Source organism: Streptococcus sanguinis SK1 = NCTC 7863 (assembly GCF_000194945.1).
In the GTDB taxonomy this organism is placed as follows: Bacteria; Bacillota; Bacilli; order Lactobacillales; family Streptococcaceae; genus Streptococcus; species Streptococcus sanguinis.
This window is the reverse complement of record NZ_GL878507.1, coordinates 821,282-833,588: the sequence shown is the minus strand read 5'-3', so window position 1 is coordinate 833,588 and position 12,307 is coordinate 821,282. Positions and strand designations below refer to the sequence as shown.

Below are 12,307 nucleotides of genomic sequence, written 5' to 3'. Positions count from 1 at the left end.
TCATAAAGATTAACGAGCAGAAATAGGAGAAAGATGGAAAGAGCAGAGAAGCGGCCTCCTGGCCGGGCCTTTAGTTTGCATGATTTGAGCACTCGGAAGATTTGGCTGGAAAGCAATCATTTGCATGTTCAGTTTGATTATATGATTGATTATAGTCAGGAGGGCGAAAAGTATTATGATGCTGGCATTTGCTTTGAAAATGTTGAGCTTGATTATTGTCAAATCTACATTTTGGACAGTCAAGAAAATCGGGCATTCACTGGTGTTTACTATCCATTAGAACATTTTCTAAAAGAATATCCGCAATTTATTATTACAATTATTCACGAATATTACAGTGATAAAAAGTGTCTTTGGCAGGGAGAATTATCAATGGGAAATAAGATTTTTCCTTGTCAGCTCCAAATAATGTATGAAGGCTGCATGAACTGTCGGGTCGGAAAAGAAAAAGAATAAAGAGTTTAACTACAGAGAAAGAGGTACCCTATGAACGAAATCAAATGTCCCAACTGCGGGGAGGTTTTTACTGTTAATGAGAGCCAGTACAGTGAGCTTTTGTCGCAGGTTCGAACTGCAGAGTTTGACAAGGAGATTCATGCTCGGATTGAGCAGGAGCTGGCTTTAGCAGAGCAAAAATTCCAGAATACCCAACAAGCCCTGCTATCGCAGAAAGAGCAGGAGATTAGCAATCTTCAAAGTCAAATTGCTCAGTTTGAGACCCAGCAGGAGTTGGCTAAGAAAGAGGCAGAGCAAGCAGCTAGTCTTCAATTGCAGGAGAAGGAAAAGGAAGTTCAGCAATTGGAAAGTCAGTTGACTACTCTGCGCTTGGAGCATGAAAATCAACTGCAAAAGACCTTATCTGCGCTGGAAAAAGAGCGAGACGAGGTTAAGAACCAGCTAGTCTTGCAAGAAAAGGAAGCAGCTTTGGCTCAGACCTCGCTTAAAGAGCGCTATGAGGTAGAGCTGCGGCAGAAAGATGAGACCATAGAGTTCTATAAGGATTTTAAAGCCAAGCAGTCCACTAAGATGATTGGTGAGAGTTTGGAACAGCACTGCGAGTACGAGTTTAACAAGAACCGTATGGGGATGTTCCCACGAGCTGAGTTTGGCAAGGACAATGATGCCAGAACAGGCAGCAAGGGTGACTACATTTACCGTGAGGTGGATGAAAATGGCGTGGAAATTCTCTCCATCATGTTTGAGATGAAAAATGAAGGCGATGAGACAGCGACCAAGAAGAAAAATGAGCATTTCTTCAAAGAGTTGGATAAGGATCGGCGGGAGAAAGGCTGTGAGTATGCTATTCTGGTGACACTTCTTGAGGCTGACAGCGAGCTCTACAATTCGGGTATTGTCGATGTATCTTATGCCTATGAGAAGATGTATGTTATCCGGCCTCAGTTCTTTCTGCCCATGATTACCCTCCTGCGTAATGCTGCGCTCAACTCGCTCCAGTATAAGCAGGAACTGGCCTTGGTGCGGGAGCAGAATATTGATATTACGCATTTTGAGGAAGATTTGGATGCCTTTAAAGTAGCTTTCGCCAAGAACTATCAGTCCGCTTCGACCAACTTTGGCAAGGCTATCGAGGAGATTGATAAGGCCATCCGCCGGATGGAAGAAATCAAGAAGTTCCTGACGACCTCTGAAAACCAGCTGCGCTTAGCAAATAACAAACTGGACGACGTCTCTGTCAAAAAAATGACGCGCAAAAATCCTACCATGAAAGCTAAGTTTGAAGCTTTGAAGGAGTGAGAAAAATGGACTTAACAACCCGTTGGATACAATCAACCAAATTTGCTGAGATTGATCGAATTATAGAAAGACTGCCACAAGAAGGGAAGGAAACTTTTAATCAGCAATGGCAAGCTGCTTCTTCCGAATTACGTAAAGAAATTTGGATTGAACGAGGCAAACAAGTACTGTTAGCTAATGTAGTTTATTTTTTAGTACTTTGCTATTTAGTCTTTTTTCAAGGGATGTCCTTATCTGTTAAGGATTTACCTTATCTTGGACTGGGTTTGTTAGTTTTTTCAGGGATTGGATTTATGGACGATGAAGAGGCGACTGACTTAGTTATTAAGAAAAAACGTCAGATAGCGGTAACTATTTATAAGCAGTATTTTGAAAGAAAAATAGAAAAATGATAGATCAATTGACTGTTCAAGAATATCAGAAAGAAGACACAAAAGTTCTGCCGCCCCTGTATAAAGTATTGGGCTATTCAGCAGAAAAAGATGAATTGCAAAGCAGACTCAGGGATATTCTTGTTAATCCAGCTTACGGTTGTTTAGTTGCTGAGAAAGAATCTCAGATTCTTGGCTTTATTGGCTATGCCAAGCTTTACTTTTTCGTGTCCACAGCTTTCTACTATCAGATCTTAGCTCTGGCGGTCAGTCGAAATGCCAGGTGGCAAGGAATTGCGACATCTCTGATGGACAAGGTCAAGAAGATAGCTAGTCAAGATGGTGCAAAAGCTATGGCCTTAAACAACGGCGTTAATGATGAACGGTTGGTTGCGCATGCTTTTTACCAAAAACATGGCTTTCGCCAGACTAGCTTAGCTAATGTAGAGGAGGATGAGTATGGGAAAGAAAAAAGCTAAGACTAGACCGGAAATACCGAAGGAGCCCGACCTCAGCCCTGCTATGCAAGCCCTTTTAGAAGAGGCCTACACCCTGTTTAATTGCGATTTACACTTTCCTCTGACCCTTTGTACCTGCCCCGTCTGCATCTCCGAGGAGAATCTCAGAGCTTTGCAAACCATTCCTGTCAGGGAACTGAGTGAGGTGTTAATCTATGAATACCTCAACGCGGTGGTTAATAAGAGTGATGACGACTACCAAATCAGGCATTTTCTGCCTCGGATTTTAGAGATGACTGCTCACTACATTGAAATCAGAGTCGATGATTCTCTTAATCTGGATCGGTGTCACTTTGAAAGTGACAGTTGGAAGCCACAGGAGTTAAATTTTATGCGGCGCTTCTCACGTCAGTTTATCCTTGATACGATTAATTTTAGACCCAGTCAAGCTGATGGTGTGGCGGTTTATTTGGTTATGTTTGATCTGGCTGGCCTCGAAACCAGCCATCTGTTAGATAGGAGTCTTTGGCTGGAGGAAGCTGATCCCATCAAGGCACTACTAGCTCTGGAGGAGATTTACTACTATTACACCAAGGATTATGCCCACTTTGACTATATTTTTTCGGACAATCCTGCCTTTAACCAGCAGATGACAGATTGGCTGAACAGTCGGGAACTGGCTCAAGGTTTTTTTCCAATATTGGAAAATGTTCTCCTATCGGAGGAAGAAATAACGACTACTGAGGACTGCCGCCTTGAACAGCTTTATCAGATTTTTGAAAGTCGGATAGAAGTGTGACGGTTTCGTTAAGTTTTTGAAGTCAATCATTAACATCCATATAAACTGATGAAATTTTTGGAGAAAATCAAGAATAGAAAGTGACTGCTGATTCAGGCTCAGACCTGTCAAGAATATGATGCAAGAGCAGACAAGGATTTCCTGTCCGACCTTGCTTGTCAAGACAGAGATGGGAGATTGACTAGGACTTGAAGGTGGTCATGAAGTAAATCGAACTGCCGAACAGCTACTTAATCGTCCTGTCAGAATGTGACCGAGGTATTGACCTTAAACAGTTGGCTTGCGGATGCTAGACAGGGAGCCTATCAGTTTTACGAAAATCATGGCTTTGAAAAACTAACAACTGGTTTTGGTCCATTCTTATAAGTAAGCTTTTGAGAGGATTCTGAATATGGTCTATCTCGCAAAAAATCATGTCCTGCATTTTAACGATAAGAGCATGGATTATGTGACCTTTGGAAAAGGGAAGAAGCCTCTGCTCATCATTCCAGGCCTAGGAGATGGTTTGGCGACTGTTAAGGGAATGGCGCAAATGCTTGCTCTATCTTATAGGAAATTCGCAACAGCTTACCAAGTGTATGTTTTTAGCAGAATCAATGAGTTGCCAGAAAATTATACAACACGAGATATGGCGACTGATATAGCTGAAGCAATGGATGTTTTAGGTTTGAAAACGGTAGCTGTCCTAGGAATTTCTCAAGGTGGTATGATTGCCCAATGGTTGGCAGCAGATTTCCCAGAAAGAGTTGAAAAATTAATTTTGACAGTTACTACTGCGAAACTGAACAATCTTGGTAGGGAGCGGATTACTCGCTGGCTTGAGTTGAGTCAGACTGGATCCTATAAGGAACTAATGTTGGATATTGCAAGTCACTCTTATACACCTAAATCCTTTGGAAAGTTTAAATACCTTTATCGAATAATGGGAATCTTTGGTCGCATTAAAGATAAACATCGGATTGCTATTCAGGCCACATCTTGCTTAAGACATGATAGTCTGGTAGTTCTGCAAAAGATCAACTGTTCTACGCTAGTTATCGGAGCAGAAGAAGATGACGTTCTAGGTGTAGAAGCTTCGCTCGAATTGCATCACCATATCAAAGATAGCCAGCTCACTATTTTGCCAGACTGTGGTCACGCACTCTATGAAGGGCATAAGGATTTCCAAAAGAGAGTTTTACTATTTTTAGAAAGTTAACCAATGAACGGAATTATCAACTTAAGAAAAGAAGCGGGTATGACCTCGCATGATGCGGTATTTAAGCTGCGAAAGATTTTAAAAACCAAGAAAATTGGTCATGGGGGAACCTTGGATCCAGATGTGGTCGGGGTGCTTCCGATTGCTGTGGGCAAGGCGACGCGTTTGGTCGAGTTTATGCAGGAGGAAGGCAAGGTCTACGAGGGGGAGATTACACTAGGCTGCTCAACAACGACAGAGGATGCCAGTGGAGACCTCCTAGAGCGGACGCCAGTGACAGAGCTTTTAGAAGAAGCTCTCATTGATGAAGCGATGGAGTCAATGACTGGTGAGATTCGCCAGATTCCGCCCATGTATTCTGCAGTCAAGGTCAATGGTCGCAAGCTTTATGAGTATGCAAGGGCGGGTCAAGAAGTGGAGCGGCCAGAGCGGCAGGTGACCATCTATAGTTTTGAGCGTACCAGTCCGGTTTCCTATGAAGGTGAACAAGCACGCTTTTGTTTTCGAGTCAAGTGCAGCAAGGGGACCTATGTCCGAACCCTGTCTGTTGATTTGGGAGCCAAGCTTGGCTTTGCCAGTCACATGTCCCAGCTGACACGGACTTCCTCAGCAGGTATGAGCTTAGATGATGCCTTGACCTTGGATGAAATAGCAGAGCGAGTAGCAGTAGATGATTTGTCCTTCCTCCAACCACTCGAATTAGGAATCGGAGATTTAGTGAAGGTTGAGCTTTCTGACGAGCAAGTTGAGGACGTGAGGAACGGCCGTTTTATCAGCTTGATGTCAGAAGAAGCTGAGCTAGCTGGCTTTTATAAGGAGAAGTTAGTAGCCATTTTGGAAAAGCGGGAAGCTGCCTACAAGCCCCGCAAAGTCTTCCTTTAATATCCGCAGTAGAATTGTCAAAAGATTGTTACTCTTTTGTAATATGAAATGTGCGCTTGCATGTTATAATGATTTCATTAAACCTCACAAAAGGACAGCAACTGCACAACTGCTGTCCTTTTGTTTTGCTTTTTCAGATTTTGAAAAACATCCTGTCTTAGAATGGTAAAAATCTTTTTGATTATTTTGCAGTTTAGCACGGAACGGATATTGTAAAAATAGCAAATGCGTAGTAAAATAGAGGAATGATGATAACCAAGAGAATTATAGATGAAAAAGGGATTGATCAGACAGAAGATACGGTCCTTGTTCTAGGCTATTTCGATGGACTGCATAAGGGGCATCAGGCACTCTTTGAGAAAGCGAGAGAGATTGCAACGGAGCAAGGTCTCAAGATTGCAGTACTAACCTTCCCAGAGTCTCCTAAGCTGGCCTTTGTCCGCTATCAGCCTGAACTCATGCTGCATCTGGCTAGTCCTGAAGACCGGATAGCGCAGCTGGAAAGTCTAGGTGTTGACTATCTTTACCTGATTGATTTTACTAGCCATTTTGCGGGGAATACAGCCCGAGACTTTTTTGAGAAGTACGTGTCTCGTTTGCGCGCCAAGGCTGTGGTAGCTGGTTTTGACTATCATTTTGGCTCAGACCGCAAAGAGTCACATGAGCTGAGAGATTATTTTAACGGTAAGATTGTTATCGTTCCTTCGGTTAATCTGGATAATCGGAAAATTTCTTCCACTCGGATTCGGGAGACGATTACTGTCGGAGATATGCTGAAAACTCAAGAATTGCTAGGATACCCTCTTTCTACTCGTGGTATTGTGGTTCATGGTAATGCCAGAGGACGGACGATTGGCTATCCAACAGCCAATCTAGCTCCTTTGGATCGAGTCCTGCTTCCAGGAGATGGCGTTTATGTCGCGGATGTTGAGCACAATGGTCAGCGCTATCGTGGTATGGCTAGTGTTGGGAAAAATGTAACTTTTGACGGTGATGAACTCCGTTTTGAGGTCAATATCTTTGATTTTTCTCAGGATATCTATGGCGATAGCATTCGGATTTTCTGGCTGGATAAGATTCGCGAGATGGTCAAGTTTGATGGTATTGACAGCTTGATTGCTCAGCTGCAGAGTGATGAACGGATCGCTAGAAGTTGGACTGGTTATCGAAATAGTTGAAAAATTTATATTTTCATGACATTCGGCAGTAATTTTCAAAAAAATATAGTCAAGCCAAATAAAATTTAGTATAATAGAGGTAGTTATTATACAGAATTAGAAGAGAAACGCATGATTACATTATTTTTATCGCCGAGTTGTACTTCTTGCCGTAAGGCGCGTGCTTGGCTGCTAAATCATGAAGTGCCCTTTCAGGAACATAATATCATGACGAGCCCTCTGTCAGCTCCCGAATTGCAACACATTCTTTCTCTGACAGAGAACGGTACAGACGACATTATTTCAACTCGCTCAAAAATTTTTCAGAAATTAGATTTGGATGTGGAGGATTTGTCCATTTCAACCTTGATTCAGTTGATTGAGGAAAATCCCAGTCTTTTGCGACGCCCAATTATTTTAGACGGCAAACGGATGCAAATCGGCTTTAACGAGGATGAAATTCGTGCTTTTCTGCCTCGTAGTTATCGTAAGGAAGAGTTAAGATCCGCAACCATGCGGGCAGATATTCAGTAAAGATGAACAAAAATTATAGTTACCCACTAGATTTATCGTGGAGCACTGAAGAGCTTGCTTCGGTGCTCTCTTTTTTTAATGATGTAGAAGCAGCTTATGAGCAGAAAGTCCAAGCGGAAAAGCTCTTGAAGTCCTATGCGGCTTTCAAGCAAGTTGTTCCTAGCAAGGGCCAAGAGAAGCGAATCGGCCGTGAGTTTGAAAACGTCAGCGGTTATTCGCTTTATCGTGCTGTTCAAGAGGCAAAAAGTAAAGGTAAAGGAAGCATTTCTCTTGGAAAATAAATTTCATTTTGCTAAAGAAATCATCTACCAAGCTGGTGCTTTTTTGAGGGAACATCTCTATGATGATTTGGATGTGAGTCAAAAGACCAGTGCCACTGACTTGGTCACCCAGATGGACCGGAGGGTTCAGGATGATTTGGTGGCTAAGATTCTAGCCCGCTATCCGCAGGATGCTATTTTAGCAGAGGAAAATGGACTCCGACATAATATTACTGATGGCAATGTCTGGGTGATCGATCCGATTGACGGAACCACCAACTTTATCACTCAGAAGGCTGATTTTGCTGTTATGATTGCCTATTTTGAAGAGGGCATTGGTCGTTTTGGCTTGATCTATGATGTGACTAGAGACCAGCTCTATCATGGTGGCGGAGACTTTGCTGTCTATTGTAACGACCAAAAACTTCCTGCTTTTGAGGACCGGCCTTTTCAAGATTTTCTCATGGCTTCTAATGCCGGTATGCTGCAAGCCAATGATTGGGGCTTGGCAAACTTGGCTCGGGAATGTTTAGGGGTTCGGGTTTATGGCAGTGCTGGGATTAGCTTTAGCAAGGTACTGTCTGGCGGCCTCTTGGCTTATTTTTCCTACAACTGGCCTTGGGATTATGCGGCGGCTTCGATTATGGCGGAAAAGCTAGGCTTTATCGTCCAGACCTTAGATGGCAGTCAGCTAAATTTCCAGACTCGGCAGCCTGTCATGATGGCGCCTAAGTGCAAACTATCGGCTCTGAAGCCTTATTTAGAAAAGGGGAAGCAGTAGATGGACTTTCCTAAAGGTTTTAAAGAAAAATATGAGCAGATTTTAGGCGCAGAAGTGGCGGACTTTTTTGCGACTTTTGACGAGGAGCCGATTTCGGCCTTTCGCAGCAATCCTCTGAAAGAAGGCCAACAGAATTTCTCAGATGCCATTCCTCAGACAGACTGGGGCTTTTATGGCAAGGTGTCTGGCAAGTCTGCTGAGCATGTGACTGGTCTGGTTTATTCGCAGGAGCCAGCAGCTCAGATGGTGGCTCAGATAGCAGCGCCATCTAAGGGTATGAAGGTCCTAGATTTAGCGGCAGCACCAGGTGGCAAGTCAACTCATCTTTTATCTTTTTTAGATAATACGGGCCTGCTGGTCTCCAATGAAATCAATAGTAAACGCTCTAAAATCTTAGTGGAGAACATTGAGCGCTTTGGTGCTAGAAATGTGCTTGTTACCAATGAATCTGCTGACCGTCTGGCTCAGGTTTTCAGCGGATATTTTGACTTGATTGTTTTAGATGCACCTTGCTCGGGCGAGGGCATGTTTCGTAAGCAGCCGGATGCTACCCAGTATTGGACTCCGGATTATCCAGCCCAATGCGCCCAGCTCCAGCGAGAGATTTTAACAGCTGCTATGAGCATGCTTGCTAAGGATGGTCGTCTGGTTTATTCGACCTGTACTTGGGCTCCTGAGGAAAATGAAGACATTGTTGCTTGGTTATTGGAAGAATTTCCTCTTGAATTGATTGATATTCCTAAGATAAACGGGATGACTGAAGGGATTGGCTTTCCTGAGACAGCTCGGATGTATCCGCATCGCTTCAAAGGTGAAGGTCAGTTTGCAGCTCACTTTCGCTTTACTGGTGAGAATTGTAGCAAGAAGATTAAATCAGGTAAGAATCGTTTGACGAGCGAGCAAAGAAAGCTATGGCAGGACTTTGAGAGCAAGCATTTAAAAAAAGTCTTGACCGGAGACTTGCAGACCTTTGGGGACAATCTTTATTTGTTGCCTTCTGGCCTGCCAGACCTGTCCAAGCTAAAGATTGCTCGTAACGGTTTGCATCTAGGAAGGTTTAAGAAGAATCGCTTTGAGCCTAGCTTTGCCCTAGGCTTGGCTATGAAGCCCAGCGAAGTTCTAAATCGAGTTGAAATAAATAATCAGGACTTCAAGAAATATGTGGCTGGCGAGACGATTGAACTGGCAGAAACGAAGCCAAACGGCTGGTACCAACTAGTCCTTGGCGGAAACGGCCTGGGCTTTGCAAAAGTCACTGGAAAAACCCTGAAAAATTATTTCCCAAAAGGCCTGAGATTTAGATAAAATATTAGGAAAAGCTGGTATTATATGATATAGTTGAAGATGTGAATGTATTGAAAAAAAGCTTCTTTCTGCTAAGTAAGAAATACTAAAGATACTTCCCATCCTCTTGATTTTATTAAAGGAGAAATCTTTTGAACAAATTGAAAAAATTTGCTTTAGCGCTGACAGCTCTGGGCTTAGGACTCACCTTATCAGCTTGTTCATCATGGATTGACCGTGGTGAATCTATGACAGCAGTAGGGTCAACTGCTTTGCAGCCTTTAGTTGAAGCGGCAGCTGATGACTTTGGCTCTAACAACATCGGTAAAACAGTCAATGTTCAGGGTGGTGGATCTGGTACAGGTCTGTCTCAAGTGCAGTCAGGAGCTGTTGAAATCGGGAACTCGGATGTTTTCGCTGAAGAGAAGGAAGGAATCAAAGCGTCTGACTTGGTGGACCATAAGGTCGCTGTGGCTGGTATTGCTGTGATTGTCAATAAAGAAGTTGACGTGGATAATCTAACGTCCGAGCAGCTGCAGAAAATTTTCACTGGTGAAATCACCAACTGGAAAGAGCTGGGCGGTAAGGACTTGGAGATTTCGATTATCAATCGTGCTGCTAGCTCTGGTTCCCGAGCAACCTTTGACAGTGTCATCATGGATGGGAAATCAGCTGTGCAGAGTCAAGAGCAGGATTCCAACGGTATGGTGAAAAATATCGTTTCGCAAACTCCTGGTGCGATTTCTTACCTTGCCTTTGCTTATGTTGATGAGTCTGTAAAAACCTTGAAACTCAACAACTACGAACCAACAGCAGAGAATGTTGCTACCAATAATTGGTCGCTCTGGTCTTATGAGCATATGTATACACTGGGCAAGCCGACTGGTCTGGCAGCTGAGTTTCTGGACTATATGCTGTCAGATGATGTTCAAAAAGGGGTAGTTACCAGCATGGGCTATATCTCAATCAACGATATGAAAGTCAGCAAGGACGCTGATGGGAATGTCACAGCAATAGAAGGAGATTCAAAATGAAAAATGAGGAATTAACCAAAAAGTTGTTATCGCCTTCTAAAAATTCTCGCTTGGAGAAGTTTGGCCGCTATCTGACTTTTGCCTGTCTGTCACTGATTGTGGTGATTGTGGCTATGATTCTAATCTTCGTTGCTCAGAAAGGTCTATCTACTTTCTTTGTCAACGGCGTTAATGTTTTTGATTTTCTTTTTGGTGGTGTCTGGAATCCTTCTGGTAAGGAATTTGGTGCCCTGCCAATGATTTTAGGCTCCTTTATCGTTACCATTCTGTCAGCCCTGATAGCAACTCCCTTTGCGATTGGAGCTGCTGTCTTTATGACAGAGGTTTCTCCAAAAGGAGCAAAGATATTGCAACCGGCTATTGAGCTTTTAGTTGGTATTCCGTCTGTTGTTTATGGATTTATCGGTCTGCAAATCGTGGTTCCTTTTGTCCGTACAGTCTTTGGCGGTACTGGTTTTGGGATTTTGTCTGGTATTTTTGTGCTCTTTGTTATGATTTTGCCGACAGTAACCTTTATGACGACGGACAGTCTGCGTGCTGTGCCACGTCACTATCGTGAAGCTAGTCTGGCTATGGGCGCAACGCGCTGGCAGACCATTTGGCGGGTAACACTCAAGGCTGCTCGCTCAGGTATCTTTACAGCTGTGGTCTTTGGAATGGCACGTGCCTTTGGTGAAGCCCTAGCTATCCAAATGGTCGTTGGGAACTCTGCGGTGATTCCAACCTCTTTGACAACACCAGCAGCTACACTGACCTCTGTCCTGACCATGGGAATCGGAAATACCGTTATGGGAACAGTGGACAATAACGTTCTCTGGTCTTTGGCTCTGGTGCTCTTGATGATGAGCTTAGCCTTTAACAGTGTGATTAAACTAATTACAAAAGAAAGAGGTAAGAAAAACTATGCACGCTAAGAAATTAGATAAATTGGCGACTGGTATTCTCTACACAATAGCGAGTATCATTGTTGCCATCCTTGCCTCTCTTATCCTCTATATCTTAGTTAGAGGTCTTCCGCATGTTTCCTGGTCTTTTTTGACAGGGAAATCCTCTTCTTACCAAGCAGGAGGCGGTATTGGGATTCAGCTATATAATTCCTTCTTTCTGCTAGTGATTACTCTGATTATCTCTGTGCCTCTTTCTATGGGGGCTGGGGTTTATCTGTCAGAATATGCTAAGAAAGGACCAGTGACCAACTTTGTCCGCACCTGTATTGAAATTCTGTCTTCCCTGCCTTCGGTAGTAGTTGGGCTCTTTGGTTATTTGATTTTTGTTGTCCAGTTTGAGTATGGCTTCTCAATCATTTCTGGTGCCTTGGCTCTGACTGTCTTTAATCTGCCACAGATGACTCGCAATGTCGAAGACAGTCTGCGCCATGTCCATCATACCCAGCGTGAAGCTGGTTTGGCCTTGGGAATTTCCCGATGGGAAACGGTCCTGCATGTGGTCATCCCAGAAGCTTTGCCTAGTATTGTGACAGGGATTGTACTAGCTTCCGGTCGTATCTTTGGTGAGGCAGCAGCCTTGATTTATACAGCAGGTCAGTCAGCGCCGGCTCTTGACTGGTCCAACTGGAATATTTTCAGCGTTACCAGCCCTATCTCTATCTTCCGTCAGGCTGAAACCTTGGCTGTCCATATCTGGAAGGTCAACAGTGAAGGAACTATTCCTGATGGCACAGCTGTTTCTGCTGGTTCAGCAGCAGTTCTCCTGATCTTCATTTTGATTTTCAATCTGGGAGCCCGCAAACTGGGCAGCTATCTGCATAAGAAATTAACCTCTGCTTAAAGGAGA

At 43.6% G+C, this 12,307-nt stretch carries 15 protein-coding genes; all 15 read left to right on the top strand.

Annotation, left to right across the window (positions count from 1 at the left end; genetic code table 11):
* The first annotated feature begins 33 nt into the window (after positions 1–33).
* On the top strand, positions 34–456 hold the full coding sequence (locus HMPREF9378_RS06790; RefSeq protein WP_002900587.1) for a hypothetical protein: 423 nt from the start codon (positions 34–36) through the stop codon (positions 454–456).
* Positions 457–486: 30 nt separating this feature from the next.
* Positions 487–1,755 carry a DUF2130 domain-containing protein gene (locus HMPREF9378_RS06795; RefSeq protein WP_002900586.1) on the top strand — a complete coding sequence of 423 codons (1,269 nt, stop codon included), beginning with the start codon at positions 487–489 and terminating at the stop codon, positions 1,753–1,755.
* A gap of 5 nt (positions 1,756–1,760) precedes the next feature.
* Complete coding sequence (locus HMPREF9378_RS06800; protein ID WP_002900585.1) at positions 1,761–2,147, top strand: hypothetical protein; 387 nt, start codon at positions 1,761–1,763, stop codon at positions 2,145–2,147.
* A complete protein-coding gene (locus HMPREF9378_RS06805) occupies positions 2,144–2,605 on the top strand; it encodes a GNAT family N-acetyltransferase (protein WP_002900584.1) in 462 nt (153 codons plus the stop codon). The genes HMPREF9378_RS06800 and HMPREF9378_RS06805 overlap by 4 nt, the downstream gene beginning before the upstream one ends.
* Complete coding sequence (locus tag HMPREF9378_RS06810; protein ID WP_002913670.1) at positions 2,586–3,383, top strand: hypothetical protein; 798 nt, start codon at positions 2,586–2,588, stop codon at positions 3,381–3,383. Before HMPREF9378_RS06805 ends, HMPREF9378_RS06810 begins: the two co-directional genes overlap by 20 nt.
* Positions 3,384–3,774: 391 nt before the next feature.
* Positions 3,775–4,581: an alpha/beta fold hydrolase gene (locus tag HMPREF9378_RS06815; RefSeq protein ID WP_002900582.1), complete on the top strand. Its 807-nt coding sequence runs from the start codon at positions 3,775–3,777 to the stop codon at positions 4,579–4,581.
* 3 nt (positions 4,582–4,584) lie between these two features.
* Entirely contained in the window at positions 4,585–5,463 is an 879-nt protein-coding gene (gene truB / locus HMPREF9378_RS06820; RefSeq protein WP_002900581.1) for a tRNA pseudouridine(55) synthase TruB, read from the top strand.
* 248 nt (positions 5,464–5,711) lie between these two features.
* Complete coding sequence (locus tag HMPREF9378_RS06825) at positions 5,712–6,641, top strand: bifunctional riboflavin kinase/FAD synthetase (RefSeq protein ID WP_023916106.1); 930 nt, start codon at positions 5,712–5,714, stop codon at positions 6,639–6,641.
* A 111-nt stretch (positions 6,642–6,752) separates the two neighbouring features.
* On the top strand, positions 6,753–7,154 hold the full coding sequence (locus HMPREF9378_RS06830; RefSeq protein WP_002906786.1) for a Spx/MgsR family RNA polymerase-binding regulatory protein: 402 nt from the start codon (positions 6,753–6,755) through the stop codon (positions 7,152–7,154).
* 2 nt (positions 7,155–7,156) lie between these two features.
* The gene (locus tag HMPREF9378_RS06835) at positions 7,157–7,435 is read left to right on the top strand and encodes a UPF0223 family protein (RefSeq protein ID WP_002897770.1); all 279 of its coding nucleotides are present in this window, start codon (positions 7,157–7,159) and stop codon (positions 7,433–7,435) included.
* Entirely contained in the window at positions 7,425–8,195 is a 771-nt protein-coding gene (locus HMPREF9378_RS06840; protein WP_023916108.1) for an inositol monophosphatase family protein, read from the top strand. Before HMPREF9378_RS06835 ends, HMPREF9378_RS06840 begins: the two co-directional genes overlap by 11 nt.
* On the top strand, positions 8,196–9,500 hold the full coding sequence (locus HMPREF9378_RS06845; RefSeq protein ID WP_002913667.1) for an RsmF rRNA methyltransferase first C-terminal domain-containing protein: 1,305 nt from the start codon (positions 8,196–8,198) through the stop codon (positions 9,498–9,500).
* 131 nt (positions 9,501–9,631) lie between these two features.
* On the top strand, positions 9,632–10,513 hold the full coding sequence (locus HMPREF9378_RS06850) for a phosphate ABC transporter substrate-binding protein PstS family protein (protein WP_002897767.1): 882 nt from the start codon (positions 9,632–9,634) through the stop codon (positions 10,511–10,513).
* Positions 10,510–11,427, top strand: coding sequence for a phosphate ABC transporter permease subunit PstC (gene pstC / locus HMPREF9378_RS06855; protein WP_002895771.1), 918 nt, complete (start codon positions 10,510–10,512; stop codon positions 11,425–11,427). Before HMPREF9378_RS06850 ends, pstC begins: the two co-directional genes overlap by 4 nt.
* Positions 11,417–12,301, top strand: a complete 885-nt coding sequence (gene pstA, locus HMPREF9378_RS06860; protein WP_002913666.1) for a phosphate ABC transporter permease PstA — start codon at positions 11,417–11,419, stop codon at positions 12,299–12,301. Before pstC ends, pstA begins: the two co-directional genes overlap by 11 nt.
* The last annotated feature ends 6 nt before the right edge of the window (positions 12,302–12,307 follow it).

What these genes read in the sequence shown, in the direction of transcription:
- HMPREF9378_RS06790 (WP_002900587.1), top strand. Translation starts at nt 34, where the DNA reads ATGGAAAGAGCAGAGAAGCGGCCTCCTGGCCGGGCCTTTAGTTTGCAT.
- HMPREF9378_RS06795 (WP_002900586.1), top strand. Translation starts at nt 487, where the DNA reads ATGAACGAAATCAAATGTCCCAACTGCGGGGAGGTTTTTACTGTTAAT.
- HMPREF9378_RS06800 (WP_002900585.1), top strand. Translation starts at nt 1,761, where the DNA reads ATGGACTTAACAACCCGTTGGATACAATCAACCAAATTTGCTGAGATT.
- HMPREF9378_RS06805 (WP_002900584.1), top strand. Translation starts at nt 2,144, where the DNA reads ATGATAGATCAATTGACTGTTCAAGAATATCAGAAAGAAGACACAAAA.
- HMPREF9378_RS06810 (WP_002913670.1), top strand. Translation starts at nt 2,586, where the DNA reads ATGGGAAAGAAAAAAGCTAAGACTAGACCGGAAATACCGAAGGAGCCC.
- HMPREF9378_RS06815 (WP_002900582.1), top strand. Translation starts at nt 3,775, where the DNA reads ATGGTCTATCTCGCAAAAAATCATGTCCTGCATTTTAACGATAAGAGC.
- truB (WP_002900581.1), top strand. Translation starts at nt 4,585, where the DNA reads ATGAACGGAATTATCAACTTAAGAAAAGAAGCGGGTATGACCTCGCAT.
- HMPREF9378_RS06825 (WP_023916106.1), top strand. Translation starts at nt 5,712, where the DNA reads ATGATAACCAAGAGAATTATAGATGAAAAAGGGATTGATCAGACAGAA.
- HMPREF9378_RS06830 (WP_002906786.1), top strand. Translation starts at nt 6,753, where the DNA reads ATGATTACATTATTTTTATCGCCGAGTTGTACTTCTTGCCGTAAGGCG.
- HMPREF9378_RS06835 (WP_002897770.1), top strand. Translation starts at nt 7,157, where the DNA reads ATGAACAAAAATTATAGTTACCCACTAGATTTATCGTGGAGCACTGAA.
- HMPREF9378_RS06845 (WP_002913667.1), top strand. Translation starts at nt 8,196, where the DNA reads ATGGACTTTCCTAAAGGTTTTAAAGAAAAATATGAGCAGATTTTAGGC.
- pstC (WP_002895771.1), top strand. Translation starts at nt 10,510, where the DNA reads ATGAAAAATGAGGAATTAACCAAAAAGTTGTTATCGCCTTCTAAAAAT.
- pstA (WP_002913666.1), top strand. Translation starts at nt 11,417, where the DNA reads ATGCACGCTAAGAAATTAGATAAATTGGCGACTGGTATTCTCTACACA.